Annotated in this window: 29 protein-coding genes and 2 tRNA genes; 11 read left to right on the forward strand and 20 right to left on the reverse strand. The window is 67.3% G+C overall.

Annotated features, from left to right (window positions below):
* From VFR90_RS03175 to VFR90_RS03185, 3 genes are all read left to right on the forward strand, one after another.
* The coding region (locus VFR90_RS03175; protein ID WP_326404550.1) for an aspartate kinase at positions 1-837 on the forward strand (837 nt) is incomplete at its 5' end.
* Between the two features lie 15 nt (positions 838-852).
* A tRNA-Ser gene (locus tag VFR90_RS03180) sits at positions 853-946 on the forward strand.
* A gap of 177 nt (positions 947-1,123) precedes the next feature.
* Positions 1,124-2,335, forward strand: coding sequence for a tyrosine-type recombinase/integrase (locus VFR90_RS03185; protein ID WP_326404551.1), 1,212 nt, complete (start codon positions 1,124-1,126; stop codon positions 2,333-2,335).
* Positions 2,336-2,341: 6 nt separating this feature from the next.
* On the opposite strand, the gene VFR90_RS03190 is transcribed toward VFR90_RS03185, so the two are convergent.
* Positions 2,342-2,968: an NYN domain-containing protein gene (locus VFR90_RS03190; RefSeq protein WP_326404552.1), complete on the reverse strand. Its 627-nt coding sequence runs from the start codon at positions 2,966-2,968 to the stop codon at positions 2,342-2,344.
* A 462-nt stretch (positions 2,969-3,430) separates the two neighbouring features.
* Between VFR90_RS03190 and VFR90_RS03195 the strand changes: the two genes are divergently transcribed.
* The 3 genes from VFR90_RS03195 (at position 3,431) to VFR90_RS03205 (ending at position 5,718) form a co-directional block, all read left to right on the forward strand.
* A complete protein-coding gene (locus tag VFR90_RS03195; RefSeq protein WP_326404553.1) occupies positions 3,431-3,976 on the forward strand; it encodes an opioid growth factor receptor-related protein in 546 nt (181 codons plus the stop codon).
* 180 nt (positions 3,977-4,156) lie between these two features.
* A complete protein-coding gene (locus VFR90_RS03200; protein ID WP_326404554.1) occupies positions 4,157-5,227 on the forward strand; it encodes a DUF6161 domain-containing protein in 1,071 nt (356 codons plus the stop codon).
* A gap of 2 nt (positions 5,228-5,229) precedes the next feature.
* Positions 5,230-5,718 (forward strand): hypothetical protein, encoded by a 489-nt coding sequence (locus VFR90_RS03205; protein WP_326404556.1) that lies wholly within the window; start codon positions 5,230-5,232, stop codon positions 5,716-5,718.
* A 58-nt stretch (positions 5,719-5,776) separates the two neighbouring features.
* Here the strand turns inward: VFR90_RS03205 and VFR90_RS03210 are convergent, their stop codons facing one another.
* The 17 genes from VFR90_RS03210 to VFR90_RS03290 form a co-directional block, all read right to left on the reverse strand.
* Complete coding sequence (locus tag VFR90_RS03210) at positions 5,777-6,013, reverse strand: hypothetical protein (RefSeq protein WP_326404557.1); 237 nt, start codon at positions 6,011-6,013, stop codon at positions 5,777-5,779.
* Between the two features lie 244 nt (positions 6,014-6,257).
* Positions 6,258-6,743, reverse strand: coding sequence for a netrin-like domain-containing protein (locus VFR90_RS03215; RefSeq protein ID WP_326404558.1), 486 nt, complete (start codon positions 6,741-6,743; stop codon positions 6,258-6,260).
* Positions 6,744-7,270: 527 nt separating this feature from the next.
* On the reverse strand, positions 7,271-8,692 hold the full coding sequence (locus tag VFR90_RS03220; protein ID WP_326404560.1) for a terminase: 1,422 nt from the start codon (positions 8,690-8,692) through the stop codon (positions 7,271-7,273).
* A 107-nt stretch (positions 8,693-8,799) separates the two neighbouring features.
* Positions 8,800-9,279, reverse strand: coding sequence for a hypothetical protein (locus VFR90_RS03225; RefSeq protein WP_326404561.1), 480 nt, complete (start codon positions 9,277-9,279; stop codon positions 8,800-8,802).
* A 4-nt stretch (positions 9,280-9,283) separates the two neighbouring features.
* Complete coding sequence (locus VFR90_RS03230) at positions 9,284-9,748, reverse strand: hypothetical protein (RefSeq protein ID WP_326404562.1); 465 nt, start codon at positions 9,746-9,748, stop codon at positions 9,284-9,286.
* The gene (locus VFR90_RS03235; RefSeq protein ID WP_326404563.1) at positions 9,745-10,194 is read right to left on the reverse strand and encodes a hypothetical protein; all 450 of its coding nucleotides are present in this window, start codon (positions 10,192-10,194) and stop codon (positions 9,745-9,747) included. Before VFR90_RS03235 ends, VFR90_RS03230 begins: the two co-directional genes overlap by 4 nt.
* Positions 10,191-10,457, reverse strand: coding sequence for a hypothetical protein (locus VFR90_RS03240; protein WP_326404565.1), 267 nt, complete (start codon positions 10,455-10,457; stop codon positions 10,191-10,193). The genes VFR90_RS03235 and VFR90_RS03240 overlap by 4 nt, the downstream gene beginning before the upstream one ends.
* The gene (locus VFR90_RS03245) at positions 10,457-10,744 is read right to left on the reverse strand and encodes a spike base protein, RCAP_Rcc01079 family (protein WP_326404566.1); all 288 of its coding nucleotides are present in this window, start codon (positions 10,742-10,744) and stop codon (positions 10,457-10,459) included. The genes VFR90_RS03240 and VFR90_RS03245 overlap by 1 nt, the downstream gene beginning before the upstream one ends.
* A 20-nt stretch (positions 10,745-10,764) precedes the next feature.
* Entirely contained in the window at positions 10,765-11,337 is a 573-nt protein-coding gene (locus tag VFR90_RS03250; protein WP_326404567.1) for a DUF885 domain-containing protein, read from the reverse strand.
* On the reverse strand, positions 11,334-11,855 hold the full coding sequence (locus tag VFR90_RS03255) for a hypothetical protein (protein ID WP_326404568.1): 522 nt from the start codon (positions 11,853-11,855) through the stop codon (positions 11,334-11,336). The genes VFR90_RS03250 and VFR90_RS03255 overlap by 4 nt, the downstream gene beginning before the upstream one ends.
* Positions 11,856-12,064: 209 nt before the next feature.
* Positions 12,065-12,544: a hypothetical protein gene (locus VFR90_RS03260; protein WP_326404569.1), complete on the reverse strand. Its 480-nt coding sequence runs from the start codon at positions 12,542-12,544 to the stop codon at positions 12,065-12,067.
* Entirely contained in the window at positions 12,544-12,993 is a 450-nt protein-coding gene (locus VFR90_RS03265) for a hypothetical protein (RefSeq protein ID WP_326404570.1), read from the reverse strand. Before VFR90_RS03265 ends, VFR90_RS03260 begins: the two co-directional genes overlap by 1 nt.
* 85 nt (positions 12,994-13,078) lie before the next feature.
* Positions 13,079-13,354 carry a terminase gpP N-terminus-related DNA-binding protein gene (locus VFR90_RS03270; RefSeq protein WP_326404571.1) on the reverse strand — a complete coding sequence of 92 codons (276 nt, stop codon included), beginning with the start codon at positions 13,352-13,354 and terminating at the stop codon, positions 13,079-13,081.
* Between the two features lie 290 nt (positions 13,355-13,644).
* Complete coding sequence (locus tag VFR90_RS03275; RefSeq protein ID WP_326404573.1) at positions 13,645-15,780, reverse strand: AAA family ATPase; 2,136 nt, start codon at positions 15,778-15,780, stop codon at positions 13,645-13,647.
* Positions 15,777-16,178, reverse strand: a complete 402-nt coding sequence (locus VFR90_RS03280) for a hypothetical protein (protein ID WP_326404574.1) — start codon at positions 16,176-16,178, stop codon at positions 15,777-15,779. The genes VFR90_RS03275 and VFR90_RS03280 overlap by 4 nt, the downstream gene beginning before the upstream one ends.
* A 73-nt stretch (positions 16,179-16,251) precedes the next feature.
* A complete protein-coding gene (locus VFR90_RS03285; RefSeq protein WP_326404575.1) occupies positions 16,252-16,419 on the reverse strand; it encodes a hypothetical protein in 168 nt (55 codons plus the stop codon).
* A 22-nt stretch (positions 16,420-16,441) separates the two neighbouring features.
* Positions 16,442-16,672 carry a helix-turn-helix transcriptional regulator gene (locus tag VFR90_RS03290; RefSeq protein ID WP_326404576.1) on the reverse strand — a complete coding sequence of 77 codons (231 nt, stop codon included), beginning with the start codon at positions 16,670-16,672 and terminating at the stop codon, positions 16,442-16,444.
* 494 nt (positions 16,673-17,166) lie between these two features.
* Between VFR90_RS03290 and VFR90_RS03295 the strand changes: the two genes are divergently transcribed.
* Both VFR90_RS03295 and VFR90_RS03300 read left to right on the forward strand, forming a co-directional pair.
* A tRNA-Gly gene (locus VFR90_RS03295) sits at positions 17,167-17,240 on the forward strand.
* A gap of 26 nt (positions 17,241-17,266) precedes the next feature.
* Complete coding sequence (locus VFR90_RS03300) at positions 17,267-18,199, forward strand: diguanylate cyclase domain-containing protein (RefSeq protein WP_326404577.1); 933 nt, start codon at positions 17,267-17,269, stop codon at positions 18,197-18,199.
* A gap of 16 nt (positions 18,200-18,215) precedes the next feature.
* On the opposite strand, the gene VFR90_RS03305 is transcribed toward VFR90_RS03300, so the two are convergent.
* A complete protein-coding gene (locus VFR90_RS03305) occupies positions 18,216-19,130 on the reverse strand; it encodes an aspartyl/asparaginyl beta-hydroxylase domain-containing protein (RefSeq protein ID WP_326404578.1) in 915 nt (304 codons plus the stop codon).
* A gap of 67 nt (positions 19,131-19,197) precedes the next feature.
* On the reverse strand, positions 19,198-20,676 hold the full coding sequence (locus VFR90_RS03310) for an NAD-dependent succinate-semialdehyde dehydrogenase (protein WP_326404582.1): 1,479 nt from the start codon (positions 20,674-20,676) through the stop codon (positions 19,198-19,200).
* A gap of 138 nt (positions 20,677-20,814) precedes the next feature.
* Between VFR90_RS03310 and VFR90_RS03315 the strand changes: the two genes are divergently transcribed.
* The 3 genes from VFR90_RS03315 to alaS form a co-directional block, all read left to right on the forward strand.
* Positions 20,815-21,063 (forward strand): type II toxin-antitoxin system Phd/YefM family antitoxin, encoded by a 249-nt coding sequence (locus VFR90_RS03315; RefSeq protein ID WP_326404579.1) that lies wholly within the window; start codon positions 20,815-20,817, stop codon positions 21,061-21,063.
* Positions 21,063-21,479, forward strand: coding sequence for a type II toxin-antitoxin system VapC family toxin (locus tag VFR90_RS03320; protein WP_326404580.1), 417 nt, complete (start codon positions 21,063-21,065; stop codon positions 21,477-21,479). The genes VFR90_RS03315 and VFR90_RS03320 overlap by 1 nt, the downstream gene beginning before the upstream one ends.
* Positions 21,480-21,507: 28 nt before the next feature.
* Positions 21,508-23,288 (forward strand): alanine--tRNA ligase (gene alaS, locus VFR90_RS03325; protein WP_326404581.1); only part of this gene is annotated, 1,781 nt, incomplete at its 3' end.

The following is a 23,288-nucleotide window of genomic DNA, read 5'->3' on the forward strand; positions in this document are numbered from 1 at the left end:
ACGCTGGGCCGCGGCGGCTCCGACACCTCGGCCGTCGCGATCGCGGCGGCGATGAAGGCGCACGAGTGCCTCATCTACACCGACGTCGACGGCGTCTACACCACCGACCCGCGCATCGTGGCCGAGGCGCGCCGCCTGCACACCATCAGCTTCGAGGAAATGCTCGAGATGGCGAGCCTGGGCTCCAAGGTGCTGCAGATCCGCTCGGTCGAGTTCGCCGGCAAGTACCGCGTGCCGCTGCGCGTGCTGTCGAGCTTCACCGAATGGGACATCCCGATCGAGGACGAGGCCAAGTCCGGCACCCTGATCACTTTCGAGGAAGACGCGAACATGGAACAAGCCGTTGTCTCGGGCATCGCCTTCAACCGCGACGAAGCCAAGGTCACCGTGATGGGCGTGCCCGACAAGCCCGGCATCGCCTTCCAGATCCTCGGGCCGGTCGCCGAAGCCAACATCGACGTCGACGTGATCATCCAAAACGTCTCGCACGACGGACGGACCGACTTCTCCTTCACCGTCCACCGCAACGACTACGCCCGCACGATCGAGCTGCTCAAGAGCGCCGTGCAGCCCGCGACCCAGGCCGCGCAGGTGGTCGGCGATCCGAAAATCTGCAAGGTCTCGATCGTCGGCATCGGCATGCGCAGCCATGTCGGCGTCGCGAGCCGGATGTTCCGCACGCTGAGCGAAGAGGGGATCAACATCCAGATGATCTCCACGAGCGAGATCAAGACCAGCGTCGTCATCGACGAGAAGTACATGGAGCTTGCGGTGCGCGCGTTGCACAAGGCTTTCGATCTCGACGGCGAGCCCGCTGTGGCGGTCGCTGGCGCATAATCCGCCCCGCTCGCAGGAGTCGTGACCGAGAGGCCGAAGGTGCTCCCCTGCTAAGGGAGTATGTGAGCTAAAACTTGCATCGAGGGTTCGAATCCCTCCGACTCCGCCAGTCTGCAATGCAGACGAGTGCAACCCGGTGCAGCAAACTGCCCCGGAACCCGCGCCAAGCCTAGATCTCCCCCTGAATGCAGTACAAACCGGTGCAAGCCGGTGCGCTAGCATGCCGCCTCCAAGCGGTGGGTAGGCCGGCGGGTAGGGCCGGCTGCTGGCTTGGGGGAGAGCCCTCATGTTGACGGTGAAGGAGGTCGCGGCGGCCAAGCCGGGTGTGCACTCGGACGGCCACGGCCTGTACCTGCAGGTGGTCGAAAGCGCAGCCGCGACAAGCAAGACCTGGTTGTTCCGCTACACGTCGCCCCTGACCGGTAAGCGCCGCGAGATGGGCCTTGGCCGGCTCGCCGACGTGCCGATGGTGAAGGCGCGGTCGGAGGCCGCGAAGGCGCGAGAGCTCGTCGTCGCGCGGCGCGATCCGATCGTCGAGCGGGACAGGCTCCAGGCCGAGGAGGCCGCAGCGGCCGCGGCCCGGGCGGCCAAGGCGGTGACTTTCGAGCAGCACGCGCTGGCCTACATCGAGCGCAACGCAAGCGGCTGGCGCAACGCGAAGCACGCGCAGCAGTGGACCAACACTCTGCGGACCTACGCGTTCCCATTGTTCGGCCACAAGGCCGTGGCGGATGTCGACCAGGCGGACGTCATGGCAGCCCTCGAGCCGATCTGGGCGACGAAGACCGAGACGGCCACGCGCGTGCGCAGCCGCATCTTCCTCGTGCTCGACGACGCGCGCGCCGCGAAGCTGAGGGCAGGGGAGAACCCGGCGGCGTGGGCCGGCAACCTGCAGCACCGCCTGCCGAAGCCGCGCAAGGTCGCGACGGTGCAGCACCACCCGGCGCTGCCCTACAAGGACATGCCGGCCTTCATGCAGCGGTTGCGCGGACTCGACAGCATCAGCGCCCTGGCGCTCGAGTTCACCATCTTGACGGCCTGCCGCACCGGCGAGGCACTCGGTGCCGTGTGGAGCGAGTTCGACCTCGACCGCGGCGCCTGGATCATTCCGGCGCGCAGGATGAAGGGCGGCCGGGAGCACCGCGTCGCCCTGAGCTTCGACGCCATGGTCGTCCTGACAAGGGCGCACGAGCTGCGACAGGGGGACTGCGTGTTCCCTGGAGCCCGGCAGGGCCAGCCGCTGTCAAACATGGCCCTGACGATGCTGGTGCGCGGATGGCGCTCCGACATCACGGTGCACGGCTTCCGGTCCAGCTTCCGCGATTGGGCCGCCGAGGAGACACAGTTCCCGAGGGATCTCGCAGAGCTCGCCCTAGCGCACCAAGTCGGCGACGAGACCGAGAGGGCCTACCGGCGCGGCGATGCCTTCGAGCGGCGTCGGGCGCTGATGGACGCGTGGGCTGACTGGTGCAACGGCGCACCAGCAAGCAACCTGTAGGCAGACCTACCAGTCAGCGGGCTTCTGCAAGTTCCCCGGGTTCACGACCGGCGGCAACTGGGAGGCCGCAAGGTCCGCCGGGTCGACGTTGATCTGCCTGTGAGACCAGCGAGTCAGAGTGATCAAGGGGGTTCGCTTAGGTGCGCCAGGCGTATAGAGCAGAACCTTCTTGCGCCGCTGCTGCTTGACGATCTGCATCGCCCGCATCAGGTCGCCATCGTTGGAGACTACGGCAGCACAGTCGAATGCGTCCTGCCACGCGTCGTTGACTAGCTCCACCGCTAGGTTCACGTCCGAGCCCTTCTCCTCGGTCTTGAAGACCTCGACCGTTCTGTGCGGGGGCACCGTCGACGCCGCTCGCACCGCCTTAACGTTGAAGTGCCCCTCAGTGATCTGCAGGCGAGCACCGCAGTGAGCCTCTAGCGCACGGAGATAGACCTGCTGCTTCAGAGCCGCGTTGGGGTGGTTCGGAACGGGCGCTACTCGGGCGGTGAAGTACTTGACCTTCACCAGCGTGTTGGCGGCCGGCAGTGCCCGATCGAAGTAGGCGCAGAGATCGAGCCAACGAAAGGCAGTGCCCTTCAGGCTTCCGTAGTAGAGGTTGAAGCCATCGACGTACGCGATCGTCCGCAAAAACTGCTCCAGAAAAAGCTAGGGCCCCTTGCGGGGCCCCGGCACCGTGCGAGCGAAGCCGCACGGGAAGTAGTGCAACTGATTTTGCACGAGCCGGTTTCGTTGCGGTAGCTTTTGGACCAAAAAACCACTACGCCAGCGCGACAAACGTCGCAAGGGTGATGCTCGCTGCGCGAGCATCATACTCGCGTAAACCCTAATCACCACGGGGTTTTTGCATTGGAGAGCGGCACCTGCACGGCTAGGCTCGCAAAAAGACTCCTCGCCACCGAGCCTAGCCGTGCAGGTGCCGCAGAGGGTCTCTTTCGCGTGCACGCCGGTCAGGGCAGCTACTCCGACTCGCGCCGTTCGGCGGGTCTAGGTGGAGCACCCCATGAAGCCGAGCCCGGCGCTGTCTCGGCGACCGAGCAGCCGTCGATTCCGCACTTGCCCGTGCCGCAGCCCGCCGGCAAGCTCCGCCCGATGCCCGGCGATCTCGACCCCCTGCCGTTCACGGTCGACCCTGACGACCAGGCGTGCACGGCTGCTCGCGCCGCTGCCGATGACGCCGGCGTCGCCCGCTGGCGCGCCTGGTTGCAGGCCTACCTCGACGAGACGCTCGCGCTTGACGACGGCGAGCTCGAGCGACGCCCCGAGGTCCTCTGCTGGTTGTTCCCGATCGGCACGCGCAGCCCGGTCAACCCCGACGCGCCGGTCATCGGCCGGCACGCGATCGGCGCCGCGGTCGAGGCCGACCCGCTTCTACGCGACGCGCTGCTGCGCGCCTTCGTCCGCATGCTGGCCTTCTACGGCATCGCCCAAGCCACCAGCGGCCTGCAGTGGGTCTCTGGCCAGCCAGCGTGGGTGGAGCACCCGACGCACAACGAGCGCCGCGTGTCGCGCATGCTGCACTGCATGCACAGCGCCGGCCTGCGTGGCCGAGCGCAGGCGCTCATGACGCTCCTCGAACGAGAATTCGTCTGCGAGCCCGAGCGGCTTAAGTGGTGGCGGCACCAAGTTGCAAGTTGAGTGGAAAGCATGTCTACCGGAGCTGCAGACTTGACCACGGGGCCGATGCCTCCGCCCCCATCGCCGCTGTTCACCCTTGATCTAGGCGCTAACGGCGGCACTCTCGCACCAGCGGATGTGGGTCAGCTTGTGCGTTGGGTTCAGGACGAGCAGAACTTTTGGTCGTGGCTGAGCGGAGCGATGAGCGTGTCGCACCGGACTGCGTTCGATCAAGCAGTGCAGCCGTTGAATCAAGCGGACGGAACAGCTCGCACCCTTGCGGCGGTGATGTCTCAGGGAGATGAAAGCCGTATTCAGGGGCTTCTGTCCAACGTGCAGCAAGAGCTCACTACCGCATACATCACTAGGCAGCTCCCTCACAGCTTGAGCCGCTGGGGCAAACGCGTTGCAGAGCTACGCCAGCCCGATGAGGCCCTGGCATACCTCTTTGCGTTGCTCCCTCCTCAACCGGGATCGAACATCGTCTTCGACGGGAGAAGCACGGACATGTGGCGCGGCTTCCTACAAGGAATGTTCGATCGCTATGGCATCGCGACGGACTTGGAGCCTGCACTCCGCGCTGACCGCGCAGCGCTCGAGGACTTGCGCGGTCGCGCAGAGGACGAACTAGGACAGCAGAGCGGCCATCTGAACCAGCTTCGGAGAGACTTTGCCGCCCTCGTAAATGACGTAGCGGCCACCCTTGCTTCGCAGAAGAGCGACTTCGCGGAATCGATGGATTCACTAGAGAGTGCTCATGCCGCCGCGCTAGAAGCGCATGAAAACAAGCTCGATACGCTGCGGAAGACATTCAACGAGCAGATGGCCTTGCGCGGCCCAGTCAGCTACTGGGAGTCAAAGTCCAAATCCCACACGACGCAGGCATGGGTGTGGGGGGTCGGCGCGCTCGTTCTTATGGTGCTGCTCGCCTTGGCTCTTTGGAACGGCATCCATTGGGCACTGTTGGAGGATCCACCCAAGCCTTGGAAACTCGTGGCACTTGCAGCGACAGGTGCGATCGGTTTTTGGGTCGTCAGGCTGGCCGTGCGAATGTTCCTCAGCAACAGCCACCTTTCGACCGACGCCGGCGAGCGGGTAACGATGGTCAAAACCTACTTGGCGCTGCTCGAGTCCGACAAGATGCCTAGCGACGACGAGCGCAAACTGGTTCTCACGCCGCTGTTCCGACCGGCAACGGATGGACTGGTGAAGGATGAAGGTCTACCGCATCCGATTCTGGAGATGCTGACCCGCACCGGGTCTCGGGGATAAAAATGGCTGAGCAGTGGCAAATCTATGAGCAAGCTGCAAGGTCAGTGCTAGAGCACATCGGGCAGTACATCGGCGTTGCGATAGTCGAAGGAAAGCAACACCTCCCCGGCAAGAGCGGCACGACCTGGGAAGTAGACGCACGCGCGTATCGGGAGGATGGCAGCGCATTCTTGGTCGTCGAGGTGAGGTGCTACACGACCAGTTCGCTCAAGCAAGAACACCTTGGAGCGCTGGCCTTTCGCATTGGCGACGTCGGTGCAGCCGGCGGGATCGTCGTATCCCCGCTGCCGATGCAGGCGGGTGCGGTGTTGGTAGCCAAAGCGGCCGGCATCGAGCATGTCCGCCTTACGCCCAAGAGCACGACCACTGACTACTTGGCAGAGTACATGGGGCGGCGCTTCATCGGCGCGTCGGTCGTCGAATCGATCAACGCGACAGACTGGTGCGACGCAGAGGTCATCCGTGGCTCCGTAGACGGCCCCGGAACTTAGGAGCCGCCCATCTGAGGCGCATCCGAACTCATGCGAGCTCGATCGGCGGCAAACCGCACTAGCCGATGGCCTTCGAATCGTCGCGGATCTGGCGAATCGTCAGGAGGTGGCGCCAGTGTTCGGTGAACTCGTCCGCTTGCTGGCGTGTAAGCCCGGCGGCTACGAGGATGAATTGCCGAGTCTTGTCCGACTTCATGGCGTCCATTCCGTCGTCAAGCGTGTCGCTCATTCGTTCGATGTGAAAACAGTTTTGCTGCTTGCTCCAGAGGACGTTGCAGAGTTCAAGGTCGAGCATGGTCACCTCACTGGCTTGGTCAATCGCATGCGGCGTCGGTCGTAGACCGGGAACAGCAAGTGTTCGAAGGTAGGAATTGTCGCGCTCGTCCCCGAGTCGCTGACCCGTCACGCCAGCGCGCCTAGCCGCAGCCAGTCGGCCGCGGCCTGCTCAGGCTGCAGATTTCTCCAGTGCGCGTCGGCATAGAGCTGGTCCCGGTCTCGTCGAGTGCTCGACCTTCAGTCCGGGCGCGACGACGGCTGCCTCACCGAGCGGGCAATTCAGAAAGCGCAAACCGCACAAACGAAAGCCAGTTGGCAGCCATCGCCCGCCTGGACTCACGCTGTTCAGCCACTTGGCTCGCAGTGAGTCCAACATGACTGTCGTCGCTGGTTTCGACCGGCCAACTTCCATTGCACTGCGACACACGCCCGTTGTTGACGAACACCAGCCACTCGTCGTTCAGGCTCATGCTCAAGTTGCAACTGTCTCCCCCCGTGGTCAACCTTCGGATGGCCTCCGTCGAACTCGACTTCAATGCCTCTTGCACCTCCACAACGTAGACGGTCGTGTCCCCATCTCGGGTCAAGCCTGAAACACGGACGCGAAGGACTTCCTCCGCCACACGCACTCGCTGCCTTGCGGCGACGACGGCTTCACTGGTCGACCACGACCAAACTGAACCTTCACACGAACAAGCAAATCCTGCGGATGGAGCAAGCAGGGTCAGGGCGAGAAGCAGCTTCTTCATGGAGGGTGTTGGGTGTCGACAAGCATGGCGGGCGCAGGCTCGAACTCTCGAGCGATGAGTTTGCAGCCACGCAATTGTGCGCAATGGCGGTACGACGGCCTTTTCGTGAACTGAAGCGCGGCGGTCGACGGCCGATGACGGGCGGCGGACGGTTTGCGCGTGAGTCGCGGCTCAGAACTTGATGAGCCGTCCCACCACAAACGCAATTGACCGAATTCCCAGCGGCGCACAGGGTTTAGCAAGTGCTTAAGTTGCCCCATGGCGGCCGCGCTGTAGCAACTGCTGCAGTTGCTTTAGCAGCCTCCCAACACCAGGATTCAGGCACCGCAAACCCTTGGAGCAAGCTGATGAGCACCCCACCGATCACCCTGCAAGAGCTGTCCCCGTTCGAGCAGGAAGTTATTCGCCTCGTACGGGCTGGCGTGAGCCCCGGAGATGCGGAGGCTGCTGCCCGTGCCCGAGCCAGATCAGAGTGGTGGGCGCTCGTGGCCGAGTGCGCAGCTCGAAGCGACGACTGACGTGCCGAACTACCGGCCGAACATGGCCGCAGTCGGGTCGTAAGCCAGCACGGCCTGGCGCGTACCTTCGGCCACGACCTCGTCGTATCGCTCGATTTTCGGCGTGTCGATCAGCGCCAGGACGTAGGCCGACGCCCAGTCGGGCGAGCGGCCGATGCGCTTGACGATCTCGTCGCGGCTGTGAACGAAAATCGAGATGCCGCGCAGCTCCCACGTGAAGGCAGCAAGGTCGGCTCGAAGGCGCTGATCTGGAGGCAGCGCGATGCCGGTGTCGTTGGTCGGGTCGAGCGCCTCGCGCATGCGCCAAAGCAGCTCGCTGCGCTGGTTAAAGAAGCGCAGCCGGCCCGACTGATCGAGCCCGACCGCCTTCTCTGAAACGTTCACGCCGCGCACCGGCAGGCGCATGCCGTTCAGGGTGTCAAACGGCGATGCGCCGACGCCGATGACGTCGATGTGGATGGGCGAGTCGTCGCGCCGCGCAGCCACGACGAGGCCGGCGACAACCGGCCCGTCTGGCGTCTGGGCGCCGGCGTGCACGTGCGGCTTATCGAACCACATGCCGGTGTGCCGCGTCGCGATGACCGTAGAGTCGCGGCCGCCGCGGGCCACGTCGACCCCCATGCTCACCATCTCGCCACGCGGCGAGCGCGGGCGCCAGCGGGCCATGGCCGCGTCGATCCACGCGGTCGGGATGACCTGCTGCGGGTCGTCCTCGGTGCCAGCGCTGAAGTCGCCGCGCAGCATCTGCGATCTCAGCGGCTCCGGCAGCGCCTGCAGCGTCGCCATGTACCCGGTCCGCTCGAGGTACGGGTTGTCGGCGAGGCGCGCGGCAATGAAGGTGCGCGACTGAGGCACGATGGTCTCGCCGTCATGAACGAACGGGGTGCCGTCGAGCACCTCAGTCTCCTTGCCGTCCAGCATCGCGAACCAGCGCAGCTCGCCTGGCTTCGCCGGGTTCGGATGGAGCGGGTCGAGCCATGGGGCGAAGAAAGTGACGACCCATCGGCCCTCGGCGGTCGTCGGCGGGTTGAACGTCAGCAGGGCTTGGCATCGCTGCTCCGGGTCTGTCGAGCGCAGCCAGCCGAGCAGCGCGCGGACCTGCGCCTCGAGGAAGTTGGCCGCTTCGTCAAAGACGAGCAGGTCGTGCGGCCGGCCCTGGTACTTCTGCCAGTCGTCGAGGTTCGGCACGCTGCCGAATTCGATCTGCTGGTTGCCCGGCAGGCGCCAGATTCGCTCGCTGCCGTTGAACCCGTCCCGGTTGCCGAGCAGCGCGGTGAAGCGGTCGATGATGCCCACCAGTTGCGTCGCTTCGCGCCGCAGGAACAGCACCTTCGAGTGCTGCATCAGCGCCTTGCCGCAGCCGAGGTCGGTCTTACCGCCGCCGGCCGCGCCGCCGTAGCCGACGACGTCGGCGCTCGACTCATAGGCCATGGTCTGCGGCCCGGGCAGCGGCCGCCAGTCGATGCGCTCGGCGATCGGCGTCGGGCTGCGCTCGTCGCGCAGCTTCGCGACATCGCGCGCGATGCTGTTCAGGTTGGTCATGCGAGGTCGGCAAACGCTGATGCAGACTTCGCAGGGCGGCGGCGCTTCGCCGGCGTAGCCGGGGTGGGCACTGCCTCAACGACCGGTGCGGCGCGGCTCGCCTTGAGCGCGGCCACGTCCTCGGCTAGGCGGTGGAACTCGACCGCGCGGACGTGGAGGTCGAGCAGGCGCGCGAGGCGCTCGGCGGCCTCGACAGTGATCTGCCCGGTCGATGCCGCATTGATGATGGCGAGGCTCTTCGCTTCGATTGTCGGCGCCTCTCGAAGACCGTCGATCACGACACGCTCGGCGTCGGGCCGCGGGGGCGGCGCGACGTATTGCAGGTAGAGCTGCATCGACTTTGGATCACCCGCTTTGGCGAGCTCCCCGATCTTGTCGAGCACGGCCTCGCGATGGGGCTCCAGGCGCCTGCGAACCAAGTCGCCAGCCGTCGGTGCTCGCTCGCCTTCGGTCAGCGCTAGGCGGTCGTCGCTCATGCAGTCAGCTCGCGGCCTTGGGGCCGTACCACTTTCCAGCCACAGAACTTCCACTCGTGAGCAGCGAGCCCGTCGCCGCCATACCGGGGTTCGCGGCGTCCGCCTGCAGCTGCGCGTTGACGCCGCCGCGGCGCAGCGCCCATGCGTTCCACGCGGCATTGCTGCGCGAGGTCTGCTCGTCCATCGCGCCGAAGAAGTCGGTCTGGTCGATCACGTCGCCGGGCGTGCCCTCGGCCAGATCGAGCCCGCGCGCGGCGTAGCTGCTGCGCTGCGTGCCGGCCAGTTGCTGCGAGCGGCGGCGCGCGGCGTCCGCGTCGAGGTTGCCCTTGCGCTCGGCCTGCCGGGCATTGATCTCCGCGACCTCGGCATTGTTCTCCGCGACCTTCTTCTGCGTGCGCGCGGCCTGGTACGAACTGGCCGTGCCGACGACCAGAGAAGCGACGGCGACAGCGATGTAGGCGTAGCTCATTGCAGTGCCTCCACGGCCTCGGGCGTCAGAAGCAGATCGCGCAGCTTCAGCGAGTCCTGCTCGTTTGTCGGGTTCGCATGCACCGTCGTCCACCACGTATCGGCATGCGCGAAGGCTGCCCATCGCTCGCCCGCGGGGATGGTCGTCGACTCATAGCCGGTGAGGCGCTGCTCTCCGTCGGGCCGGATGATGGTGAGATCGCCGAGAACCCAGCCTAGATGCGCCTGCTTGGCCGGCTCGAATACGAGGCCGACACCGGCCTTGATGAAAGTCTCGCGGCAGTAGATGCTGGGGGCGTGCAGCTCGCGCGTAGGGGCGTCGATCGAGTTCGAGCGTGCGACCTCGCCCTTCATGCGAGCTGTGAGCTCCTGGCGCTGGTTGGCCAGCAGTGCGACCTGCTGTTGGGGCGCATCGGCGATCGAGCCGAGCAGCGTCTCGGAGGTCATGGTCTAGTCCTTTTTGCGACGGCGTCCGCCAGCACGGTAAGGTGTTGATCGGTGGCGGCGATAGCAGTCAGCAACGAGCAGCGCGCAGACACCGAGCGGGCGGCATTGGCCGCTTGCACCTGTGTCTGGCGCAGTGCGAGGTACTCGTCCACTCGCAGCATCTGCGTGGTCAAGAGATCGCGAAACGCGAGGGCGCTCGCGGCGGGCGTCTGCGGCACCGGGTGAGCGGCGTCGAGCTCGGCGGGCGACGGGTAGTCGTTCATCAACCGGCGGTCGTATGCAGGCGGAAGATGCCGGTGGCCGTTGTGCCGGTCGCGAGCACGCGCTTGACCGCCACATCGACGATCTGGCCGGCGGCGAGGCCGGTCAGCGTTGCGGTGCCGCCGCCGGTGAGCTGTACCGCGACATTGCCCGCGCCGAGCACCTGAAGGCCGACGCAGGGCAAGTCTTGGTAGGTCGGAAGGTCGGCGCCGTCGCTGGGCGTGACAGGGAAGGCGTCGTAGCTGGCGCGCAGGGCGCCGCCGGGGGTACGAGGTGCGGTGATGGGCATAGCGTCGGCCTCCGTGGTGGTCAGAACTTGAGACCGCGATTCGCGGCGCTCTTCGAAAAACTGATAGCGGCGCGCACGACATCTGGGTGGCACTCGAGCCCGCTCTTGGTGAGGTACTCAGCAACGCGCGGATCACGGGCGATATATCGCTGGGCTCTCGCAAAGTCAGCGGGCGACACCTCGTCGCGCTTCATCATTTCGAGCGCCTCGCTACGCCAGGCGGCACGTGTCTCAAGGCTGGCCGGCTCCCGAGCAACCTGCTGTGCGAGCACTCGAAAGTCGGCGGCGTCGGCCGATGAGGCGCCAAGGTCAGTCAGTACCTCGCGCAGCTCGGCTACGTCGGCGCCGTCGATGCTGCCGTCGGGCAGCACGCCCTCGAGTCCGGTGCCGAACATGCGCCGGCCCTGGTCGGCGTCGCGCTCGGCCTGAATGTGTTGGGGCGTCGTCGAGCGAGGTTCGGCCGGTGTCTCTTCCGAGGTTGGCTCGTCACTGCCGAGAAGGCTTGCCGGTGCCGACGGTGTAGCAGCGGGCGTTGCGGTCGACGGGTACAAGCGCCCGGCGCGGGCAGCATCGGATTGATCGACGTCGCTCATGCCTTCACCTCGCCGAGACGGGCCTTCAGCACCTCGGCCGCCTGCTTTGCAGCGACCTCGAACGTGGTGCCGCGACTGACCGTGTACTGGCTCACCGCGACCTGGTCCTTGATGGCGGAGCCACCGAGCGCCGCGCAGAGCTGGTCGACGACGCATGCGAGCGCGGAGGCCGATGCGGCGCTGTTGCGAGCGACGTGGGGCTGCAAATGGCCCGTCGCATTGAGCAGGCCTTCTTGCGCGCCGGCATGCCGGGCCTTGAGGACGCGGCCCATCATCGGGAGCAGGTCAGCCGTCGGTGCGCGGTACGTGTGCAGTGCCTCGACGAAGGCGGCCGCGGCCTTGTCGAGGGCGCGTGCGTCGGCGATGGCCGCATCGACGGCTGCCGTCAGCGCGCGGTGGTCCGTTGCGGTCGCGCGCACGGCGGCATCGCGGTGAGCGGCCATGCGTCGGTCCATGGCGGCCTCGCGCTCGATGTGCAGCCCGTCCCGGTACGCCGCGCTGGCCGACAGCGAGGCCACGATCGCATCGCGCTCGGCGCGCAGCGCTGCGTCGGTGGGCTTGATCAGCAGCTCGCGAACAATCTCGCCGAAGCGCGCACGTGCTGCGGCGTTGGCCGCTTCCTCCGTGGCGATGAGCTGGTCGATCGACTCGACGGTCGGCGCGGTGGGTGTGTGAGGTTTCGTCATCCCGCCAATGTCGGCGGGCGGCGGCTATGCGCCTAGCGTTGTCATGCCTCCGTCACGGCCTTGACAAGCTCTGGCGATGAGCAGACCAAGTTGCAAGGCAGCTTGCCCTTCACGGCAAGCCGTCCGCCGGCGGTGCCGATGGTCTGCATGCAGCCTGCCAGTGGCTCGGGCACATGCATCGCGGCTCTCTGGATGGCCTGCAGAGCAACGGCATCGGGCCTCCGCGCGGCAGGGAACACCGCGGCAGGCTCGATGCATGAGATGCGCCTGGTGTGGCTTGTGAGAGCCATCCACGCGAGCACGACACCGATGCCCTTGGCGCTGAACGGCTGGCCGTCGATCTCAAAGTTGCGGCCGCCACGCCAGGCGAAGTGCACGGCGCCGCCGGGCCGTGCCCCGCGGTCACGCACGCGCTCGAGTCGGAGCTGCTCAAGCGGTGGGCCGAGTTCGGCCGACAGGCGGCCGAGGGCGACTAGGCGCAGCACTCGGGCAAGCGCATCGTCGGGCGCGATCATGTCCATCAGTGGGCCCTCTGTGCCGCGGCCACAGCAGCGTCGATGCGTGCGAGGCGCTCGGGCCAGCGCGCGTCAAAGGCCGGGAACTCCCTGCGCCACACGCCGCGCTCGCAGACCAACGGCGCATCGGCCTCGATCGCTTCGCGGAACGCCAGATGCAGCGGCCGCTCGCGCACGTTCGTGAACAGCCGGCCGTCGCGGCGCTGGTGCAGGTCGAACCCGAGGTCGGCCAGCGCAACAGCAGCCGTGCCCTCGTCTACCTCGATGCCTGGATGCGCGGCTTCGACCCAATGGGCCGCTACCCCGACGTTCAGGCTGCAGCGCCGCGTCCGTAGGCGGGCGCCGTCAGTTAGGAGCCGCTCGAGATGCAGGCGGACCAAGTGGTAGACCGCGCTGCGCCGGATGGGCGCGAGCTCGGCCGAGGCGGCCTGCTCGGTCTGGTCGGTAGGGGTCATGGGGTGGTGCCTTTCGGGGGTTGGATGGTGGGTAGAAGGTCATAGGTGTCCGCAAAAGCTTGCCATTGCTGCGCCCGCGGCGGAGTCAGGCTCCGCCGCGTGATGGCTTCGGGCGTCTCCGGGGCGGGCCCCTGACGATCACGCGGATGGGCTGCGCGGTGCGCCGCCGGCCGGTCACCCAGTTCGACACCGTCGACCGGTTCACCTCGAGGTGCCGGCCGATCGACTCGCACGTCCAGCCCTGCAGCCGCAGCGCGCGCGCCTCGGCGACCACGTGATCGGAGAAGCGGGTGCGGTGGTGCCCGCCGCCGACTGGGTAGCCGTTCAGCGCGCTTTGGACGAAGCGGATGTGCTGGGTCATATGCCTACGTGCGGGTGGGTGCGTGCGCTCTGGTGACGTTTCGTCGTCAGCGCAGGGTCGGCTGTGCGGCGCCGCCTTGTCGATCAACGGCGGTGGGGGTCCGGGTAATTTTTTGCGGATAGAGCCGCCTTCGGCCTTCACTGCTCTGCACGCACGCACGGTTGTCTATAGACAAACCGTGCAGTGCGTGCAGCCCGAAGCAGTTGTGCACGGGTGCACGGATGAGCATCCGTGCGCGATCCGTGCATCCGTGCAGGCCTAACGCGCAGGGATTCACCTGCTCGCGGCGGTCAAAGAATGGCGATCGAGTCATCGTCGCCCCACGAATACAGCGCCTCATCGCCGGCGCACAGGCTTCGGAGCGCTTCTTTCGCGCGTTGCCGGCGGACGTCCCTGGCGCCTGCCTCGGGCTCGGACATAAGCTGCGCCGCCGCCGCGATGACCTCCGCCGCTGGAATGCCGTTGAGCCGGGTCTGGGCGAACTCGTCGACCGCCGTCACCACCCGCCGCTGGTTGTCGGTCAGCTTGCGAGCCTCGACAGTCGAAGCGGCCACGGCCTCCGTCACAACGCAGCTCGTGATCGGCTCTAGATCGTCGTCGACGCCAAGGTGAACGACCTCAAGCCCGAAGCCCCACTCGAGACCGTCCTCACCGTCCTTGGATTTGCTCAAGCGAAGCCGACGACCCTTCGGGTCGCGCACGACCTCGAGCTCGGCGTCGGCGGCCGCCTTCAGACCCGACCAGCCCCGCGCGCCCTTCGCTGCGTCTTTGCCAGCGTGGTGCACAAGCAAGATCGTTGCGCCGGTGGCTTCGTGAATGCGCTTGCAGCGCCCCAGCGCGGCGCCCATGTCCTTACCGGCGTTCTCATCCGAACCAGGGGTCACCTGTGCCCACGTGTCGAGCACGATGACGTCGGCCCGGCCGATCTCGCGGATTAGCTCGTTCGGGTCGGCGTCGGTCAGCAGGTTCGGCGCCGCCACGATCAGCTCGACGCCGACCGCGTCGAGGTCCGGCAGTCTGTGATGTCTCGCGTAGGCCTCGACACGCTTGGCGAAGCCACCTGAGCCTTCGGCGACGACGTAGACCACGCGGCCCCGTGCAACCTTGCGACCGCGCCATCCGATGCCGCGCGCCACAGCGGCCGACAGATCCCAGACAACAAACGACTTGCCCGAGCCCGAAGCGCCGTAGACGACCACCAGCTCGCCGCGGGGAACGACGCCTTTGACGTGCCAGCGCGAGGCCGGGCGAGCCGCCAGTTCACTCGGCCTGATGACACGCAACTTCGAGCGCCGGACCTTGACCTCCTCACCGGCGGCGGCGCTGATGCGCTGCAAGTACTCCTCGAGCTCTGCGGTAGGGGGCTCGGCCCGCACTGCAAGCTGGGGCAAATCGTCAGTGGCGCCGTCGGGCAAGCCCGCGAGGGCGGCCGCGCGCACAAGGTAATCGACGCGACGCTCGAGCTCGGCGCGGGCGCTGGCGACCACATCGTCGAACCCATCGGCGACCAAGGCGTCGTGACGCGGTCGCCAAGCTGCCTCGGCCGCGGAAAGGTCGCCGCCATGGTCGAGCACGACGTGAGCGGTCCAGGCGTCGAACGTGCCAATCAATGGATCGCTTGCGTGATCGCTCTGCCATAGGCCATCTCGGCCGGGGATCAGCCGTACGCACGGTGTACCGGTGGCAGTGCTTGGTGCCCAGCGACCCCCGCCGTCGGTGCTGTACCCGTGGCGCGCGAGGATGTCCTCGACGTTGGCTTGCTCGTTGAACTCGACGCGATAGCTCGATGCGAACGCAAGGCGCGCGCCCTTGCCCTCACCGGTGCTGATCGCAAGCTGCGCCTGCTCGCCGGAGAACAGGGCCTGCTGCTCGCGCAGGAACACTATGTCGTTGCAGCACCGTCGCCACCATGCGAGGAAGTCGGCGGGCAACTCGGGCGCGTCGTCCATGCGCCGCTCGCCGGCGTACCGCTGTTCGTAGGGCCCAGCCCCGTCCCTGCCCAGATAGGTCGTGCCCGGCAGGCAGTCCTGCAGGTTCGATTGCCCTGCGCGTAGCTCGAGGATGGTGCCGTGCAGCTTCGAAGAGAAGACGACCCGCCCGAGATCCGGCGGGACCTTGAAGGTGCTGCGCCCGCCGCTGCCCGGCCGCGTCGACGTGGTCCGCACGCCTGACGCCATCAGGTCATCTAGGTTGAAGCCGCAGCGTGCGAATCCTGCCCGCGCGGGCTCCACGTTGTCAGGGTCGATAGAGCCCAGGCCGTTGCGGGCGAGCGGCATACCGTAGCCACTTGCGTTGTCATCGATCGCGTCGACCGGACGCTTCTGCCACTCGTCGCCGACCGGGCGCTTCGACATCGGGTGCAGCGCGCACAGCTTGAAGCCGAGCGCCTGAAGCCGGCGGGCTTCGACGTGTTTGCCGGCGTTCATGCGCACCTCCGCGCGCTCGCGGCCTTCACATACGCGGCGTACGGAATGCCGAGCAGCTCAGCGGCGGCTTGGCGGGCGCGCAGAGAACTCCACCTGCGCGCGCCCCTGCGGCTCAAGCAGACGATGGCGAGCTCGCGGTACACCTCGCAGAGCGCCAGCTTCGGGTCGAACTTTCGGTGTGACGACGGCTCGACGTCGCAGGGCTCGCCGGTGACCCGAGCCAGGCACCAAGCGGCATCGTTCGCGACCGCGGTGTGGAAAGCGGGGCACTGGCCGTGCCAGTCACCCGCGATTGCCCGGCGGTAGACGCAGACTGCGTGGCGCAGTGCAGCCAGAGTGTCGGCCGATCGATTGTGCGCAATGGAACCGCGCAGCGTTGTATTGGGTGCTAAAGTCATGCGTCGGCTCCTTTTCAGCCGGGCCTCGTGAGAGGCGCATTTCGAGACGGGCCCTGGCAGGCCCGTTTCCCTTTCAGACGGCCACGAAAGTCGTGACGTGCGCTTCGAGCGCGGCCAGGTGCTGGCGCGCTTCAGCAAGATCAACAACGACGTGCTGATCCAGGTGCAACAGGCACTCGCCGGCGGCGTCGGTCTTCACCAGCACGCGCACGCCGAGCCCGGCGGCACGCTCGACGAGCACGGCAAGTTCGGCCTCGGCCAGCTCAGCCCTGCGCACTGGATACCCCCGTCTCGAGGAAGCGGCGCACGTCCTCGGCACGCCAGACTGTGGTGCCTGGGCCGAGCTTCACGCTCGGCGGAAACCGGCCGGTCTTGACGCCTAGCCACCAACTGCGCTCGGAGACCGGCACGAGCGGAGGGATGCCGCGCTTCGGGTCGCCAATGATCTGGCGAATGCGGAGGTAGCCTTGCTCGGGGATGGGGTTGTGGGTCATGTTGCGCGGCCGTAGTGGATCAAGGTGATGTCACTGTCGATCGCGCTCCGCAACTTAAGCGTGCGCGGCTCCGCAGTGCCTAGCAGGCAGTGTCAGAACGGTGCCCAGACTTAACCGAACGCCGCCTTTCAGTGCCATGCAGGCAGTGTCAGAACGGTCCCAGGACTTAAGCGAACGCCGCTTTGCAGTGCCTAGCAGGCAGTGTCAGAACCGCGCCCGGACTTAAGCGCCCGCGCACCTTCGCGGCTGCCTCGTTCCAGCCTCAGCCTGGCGGCGGGTAGAGAGGCGGGTATGAAAGCCAAGACCCGCTAGAAGCCGCGTAAATGCTTGATCCACGGCGGACTCCGACTCCGCCAGCCCAAACAAGCCCGCCCCTCGGCGGGCTTTCGTTTTGGGCCGGCGGAGTCGGCGAGTGCCGAGGCATCGGCCCAAGCCGATGCCGAGCAATCTCTTGCACCGCCATCCGCACGCCCCTCTTAAACTCCACCCACCCTGCGGGCGTCGTTCAATGGCAGGACCTGAGCTTCCCAAGCTCAAGACGTGGGTTCGATTCCCATCGCCCGCTCCAAGCCTCTTGCGCACCGACCACGCACGATGAAGCCCGAGCTGTCCCTCGTCGTGCTGGGCGACCTTCCGTCCGCTTTCGCCGGTTCGTCGTGGGCTCGCTTCGATACCACGGCCTGCGCGACGCTCGACGAATTGAGCCAGCGCCTCGCGGCCGGCCCGGTCGACGCTGTGCTGCTGTCCGGGAGCGTCGCGGACGAGGCCTGCGACCTGCTCGACTGGCCCGGCCTGTCGCAGGCCTGCGCCGCGGCAGCCGTGGTCGTCGCGGTGCAGGCGCCCAAACCCGATCTCGCCTTCGCGCTGCTCGACCGCGGCGTGCACGACGTCGTCGACGCCGATCGCCCCGAGGCCTTGGTTCGCGCGGTCACGCTCGCGGTGCGGCGCCGGCAGGTCGAGCACGTGACCCGTGCCGCCTACGCGACCGACCTCGCGACCGGCCTGCCGAACCAGATGCAGCTGCTCGAGCACATGAGCCACATGATCGCGTTGCGCGAACGGGAGCCGGCGCCGATGGCGCTGCTCGTGATCCGCGTCGAAGGGCTGGGCACCGCCGAAGCGCAGCTCGGCCCAGCGGTGTCCGCGGCGCTGCGTCGCAAGCTCGCCGTGCGCCTGCGCGCGGTGCTGCGCGCCAGCGACGTGGTCGCCGCCGTCGGCAGCGATGCCTTCGCGGCGCTGCTCGCCTGGATCGATTCGCCGCAGGCGGCCGAGCGCGTCGGCGTCAAGGCGCAGCGTGCGTTGCAGCGGCCGTTGCGCGTGGCCGAGCGCGAGCTCGGGGTGACCGCGAGCGTTGGCGTCGCGCATTGCCCGGCGAAAGGCGGCCATGCGGCCACGCTGCTGCGCGACGCCTTCGCGCAGGCCGCGGCACGCGCCGCGTCGGGCCGGGCCGCAGGCGCGTCGCGCTACGGCGATCTGGGCGGCGTGCCGTTGGCCGCCAACGACGACAGCAACGAGTCGATGCTGTGACGGCGAGGCGAGAGCCTCAGACGAACAGCCACCACAGCAACGCGCCGATCAGCAGCCACTTGCCGGCGTAATAGACCCGCCGGTGGCTTGCCTTCAGCGCCTTGGCCTTCAGCCGCAGCCGGTAGGCGTGGAAGAAGAACTTGTTGATCGCGCCGACCGGCTCGTCGCTGGCCTCGTTCTGTGACGAGGCCGCGGCCATCACATGCTTCGCGAAGAAGCGGTTGAACCAGCGCACCGGCGCAGCGTGCAGCGGCCGTTCGACATCGCAGAACAGCACGACGCGCTGGTGCTGCGTCTCGTTGGCCGCGTGGTGGATGTAGGTCTCGTCGAACATCACCGGCTCGCCGTCCTTCCAGAAGTAGCGCTGGCCATCGACCTCGATGAAGCAGCCCGGATCGTTCGGCGTGACCAGCCCGAGGTGGTAGCGCAGCGAGCCGGCATACGGATCGCGGTGGCGCTGCAGCGTCGCGCCTGGCGGCAGCGACGCGAACATCGCAGCCTTGATCGTCGGAATGCTCTTCAGGAGCGCGACCGTCTGCGGGCATTGCGCTTGCGCGCTCGCCAGATCCTTGCCGTACCAGGTGAGATAGAAGCGCTTCCAGCCGGTGCGGAAGAAGGAGTTGAAGCCGATGTCGTTGTAGCTGTCGGACGCCCGGATCTGGCCGGCTTCGGTGAGCCGCAACGCCTCGTCGCGGATCGCCTGCCAATTCGCCTGCAACGGCGCGAGCTCGGGGAACTGCCGTGTGTCGAGGTAGGCCTTCGCGGGCACGCGCGAGAACAGGTACATCAGCGCGTTGACCGGCGCGAGCACGATCGTGAAGTCGAGCGCGCGCTTCAGCGGAAAGCGCACCTTGCCGCGGAAATGGATGAAGAGCGCCGAGGCCAGGAAGACGGCCAGCACCCAGTGCCGCGGTTCGGGCGTGAAGTTCATCGCTGCACCTCAGGCGCCGTGCGCCGTCCCGCCGAGCGGGAGTTCGCACTTGCAAAACCCTCGCCCCTCATCGCTGGATGTCTCCGAGGCAGAGGTACTTGATCTCGAGATAGTCGTCGATGCCGTGATGCGAGCCTTCGCGGCCCAGCCCGGACTGCTTGACGCCGCCGAAGGGCACCTCGGCCGTCGAGATCAGCCCGGTGTTGACGCCGACCATGCCGTACTCGAGCGCCTCGCCGACGCGGAAGATGCGCCCGATGTCGCGGCTGTAGAGATAGCTTGCGAGGCCGAACTCGGTCGCGTTGGCCGCGGCAACGGCCTCGGCTTCGGTCTTGAAGCGGAACACCGGCGCGACCGGGCCGAACGTCTCTTCGCGCGCGCAGAGCATGTCGCTGGTCGCGTCGGCCAGCACGGTGGGCTCGAAGAAGCGGCCGTGCAGCCGTTTGCCGCCGACCAGCAGCTTCGCCCCCTTGCTCACCGCATCGGCGACGTGCCGCTCCACCTTCTCGACCGCTGCGTCCTCGATCAGCGGCCCCTGGTTCACGCCGGCCTCGAAGCCGTTGCCGGTCTTCAGCGCCTTCACCTTCGTCGCGAGCTTCTCGACGAAGGCGTCGTGGATGCCGTCCTGCACATAGAGCCGGTTCGCGCAGACGCAGGTCTGGCCGGCGTTGCGGTACTTGCTGGCGAGCGCGCCTTCGACGGCGCTGTCGAGGTCGGCGTCGTCGAAGACGATGAACGGAGCGTTGCCGCCGAGCTCGAGGCTCAGCTTCTTGATCGTCGACGCGCACTGCTGCATCAGGATGCGGCCGACTTCGGTCGAGCCGGTGAAGCTCAGGTGACGGACGACGCCGCTGGCGCACAGCACTTGGCCGATGTCGACGGACCGCTTCGCGTCGGCCGTCAGCACGTTGAGCACGCCGGCCGGCATGCCGGCGCGCTGCGCCAGTTCCGCGACGGCGAGCGCCGACAGCGGCGTCTGCTCGGCCGGCTTGATCACCACGGGGCAGCCGGCGGCCAGTGCCGGCGCCACCTTGCGCGTGATCATCGCGATCGGGAAGTTCCAGGGCGTGATCGCAGCGGCCACGCCCATCGGCTGCTTCAGCACCAGGTAGCGCTTGTTCGCGTCGGTGGTCGGCACGAGCTCGCCGTAGGCACGCTTGCCTTCTTCGGCGAACCACTCGAGGAAGCTCGCGCCATAGACGACCTCGCCCTTCGCCTCGGCCAGCGGCTTGCCCTGCTCGGCGGTCATGATCCGGGCGAGGTCGTCGGCATGCCGATGCAGCAGCGTGAACCACTCCATCAGGATCGCGCCACGCTCCTTGGCCGTCTTGCCGCGCCACGCGGGCCAGGCCTTGCCGGCGGCGGCCAGTGCCGCTTCCGCTTCGGCGGGGCCGAGGTTCGCGACCTGCGCGAGCTCCAGGCCGGTGGCCGGGTCGGTGACCGCGAAGCGCTCGGCGCCGGCCTGCCAGCGGCCGTCGATCAGCGCATCGGTCTTCAGCAGGCCGGCATCGGCCAGCGCGGCCAGCGGCGAGGTCTTCGTGTCCAGGGCGGTCTCCTACAGCGCGAAAAGCACTTTAGCGGCGAGGGGTGGCCCGGCTTGTTGCGGGGGCGACTGCGGCGCAGCGCAGGACGCCGCCATGCGCCGGCTTAGACTCTGGTTGGTTCAACCAATCGGGCAGATCCCGTGAGCATACGCAGCATCGGCTTGTTTGACGCCAAGACGCATCTTTCGGAACTCGTCGCGCATGCCGAGCAAGGCGGCGAGACCGTCATCACGCGGCACAACCGCCCGGTCGCACGCATCGTGCCCTACGTCGCGCACGCTGCCGCGCCGGCGGCGCGCAAGGCGGCGCTGAAGGCGCTGCTGAAAGCCGCCAGCGGACGTCGGCTCGGCATGGACTGGAAGGCGCTGCGTGACGAAGGCCGCAAGTGATGGGTCCCGCGAGCTTCGTGCTGGACACCTCGGTGACGCTGGGCGCCTTGTTCGAGGACGAGCAGGACGCCTATTCGCTGGCGGTGCTCGCCTCGATGGCCGAGGCGGAAGCGCTCGTCCCGGCGTTGTGGCATCTGGAGCTGAGCAACATCCTGGCGCGCGCCTTGAAGGCGGGCTGCCTGGAGCCGCTCGACGTGGCACAGAGCTGGAAACGGCTCGAAGCGCTCGGCATCTCCGTTTCGCCGACGCCGCAGGATGCCCATCACTGGGTGCAGCGCAGCGTCGAGTGGGGGCTGACCACCTACGATTGCTGCTACCTCGAACTGGCCCGCCAGCGACGCCTGCCGCTGGCGACCAGGGACGCCGCGCTGGCGGCCGCAGCCGAGCGCGTGGGCGTCGCCCTGTACCTGCATTGACCCCCGAGACCCGAGAAGCGAGCCTGACGTGAAAGCCTCCGAGATCCGCACCGCGTTCCTGAACTTCTTCGAGTCGAAGGGGCACGCCATCGTTGCCTCCAGCCCGGTGGTGCCGGGCGACGACCCGACGCTGCTGTTCACCAACGCCGGCATGAACCAGTTCAAGGACGTGTTCCTCGGCTTCGATAAGCGGCCCTACAGCCGCGCGACGACGGCGCAGAAGTGCATCCGCGCCGGCGGCAAGCACAACGACCTCGAGAACGTCGGCTACACCGCGCGGCACCACACCTTCTTCGAGATGCTGGGCAACTTCAGCTTCGGCGACTACTTCAAGCGCGACGCGATCCGCTACGCCTGGGAGCTGCTGACCGAGGTGTTCAAGCTGCCGAAAGAGAAGCTCTACGTCACCGTCTATGCCGAGGACGACGAGGCCTACGACCTCTGGACCCAGGACATCGGCCTCGGCGCCGACCGCGTGATCCGCATCGGCGACAACAAGGGCGCCCGCTACGCCTCGGACAACTTCTGGATGATGGGCGACACGGGTCCCTGCGGCCCCTGCACCGAGATTTTCTACGACCACGGCGAGCACATCGAGGGCGGCCTGCCCGGATCGCCGAACGAGGACGGCGACCGCTACGTCGAGATCTGGAACAACGTCTTCATGCAGTTCAACCGCGACGAAGCGGGGGTGATGCACAAGCTGCCGAAGCCGAGTGTGGACACCGGCATGGGCCTCGAGCGCGTCACCGCGGTGCTGCAGCAGGTGCACAGCAACTACGAGATCGACCTGTTCGTCGCGCTGCTGGCGGCCGCGAAGAAGGCGGTCGACGACGCCGGGGGCCGCGATAGCGACAAGGACTCGCCATCGCTGAAGGTCATCGCCGACCACATCCGCGCCTGCTCGTTCACCGTCTGCGACGGCGTCATCCCGGGCAACGAAGGCCGCGGCTACGTGCTGCGCCGCATCGCGCGCCGCGGCATCCGGCACGGCTACAAGCTGGGCGCGCGCAAGCCCTTCTTCCACCAGCTCGTCGCCGAGCTGGTGCGGCAGATGGGCGAGGCGTATCCGGAACTCAAGCGCTCGCAGGCGCGGGTGACCGAGGTGCTCAAGCAGGAAGAGGAGCGCTTCTTCCAGACGATCGCCAACGGCATGGAGATCCTCGAGACGGCCCTCGCGTCCCTGCAACAGGCGGGCGCCAAGACGCTCGACGGCGAACTCGCCTTCAAGCTGCACGACACCTACGGCTTCCCGCTGGACCTGACGGCCGACGTCTGCCGCGAGCGCGGCGTCGGCGTCGATCAGCCCGGCTTCGACGCGGCGATGAAACGCCAGCGCGACCAGGCCCGCGCCGCGGGCAAATTCAAGATGGCCGCCGGCCTCGACTACACCGGCGCGGCGAGCACCTTCCACGGCTACGAAGGCCTGCTGCACGACACCGCGAAGGTGGTCGCGGTCTACGTCGACGGCGTCGCGGTCACGCGGGCCGCGGCGGGCGACGACGCGGTGATCGTGCTCGACCACACGCCGTTCTATGCGGAGAGCGGCGGCCAGGTCGGCGACAGCGGCGAGCTGCGCAACGCGACGACGCGCGTCGTCGTCGAAGACACGCAGAAGATCCAGGCCGAGGTCTTCGGCCACCACGGCCACGTCACCGAGGGCTCGGTCTCGGTGGGCGACGTCTTCCGCGCGAACGTCGACGGCACGCTGCGCGCGAAGACGATGCGCAACCACAGCGTCACCCACCTGATGCACAAGGCCCTGCGCGAGGTGCTGGGCGCGCACGTGCAGCAGAAGGGCTCGCTGGT

This window comes from Methylibium sp. (assembly GCF_035762065.1).
Classification (GTDB): Bacteria; Pseudomonadota; Gammaproteobacteria; order Burkholderiales; family Burkholderiaceae_C; genus Methylibium.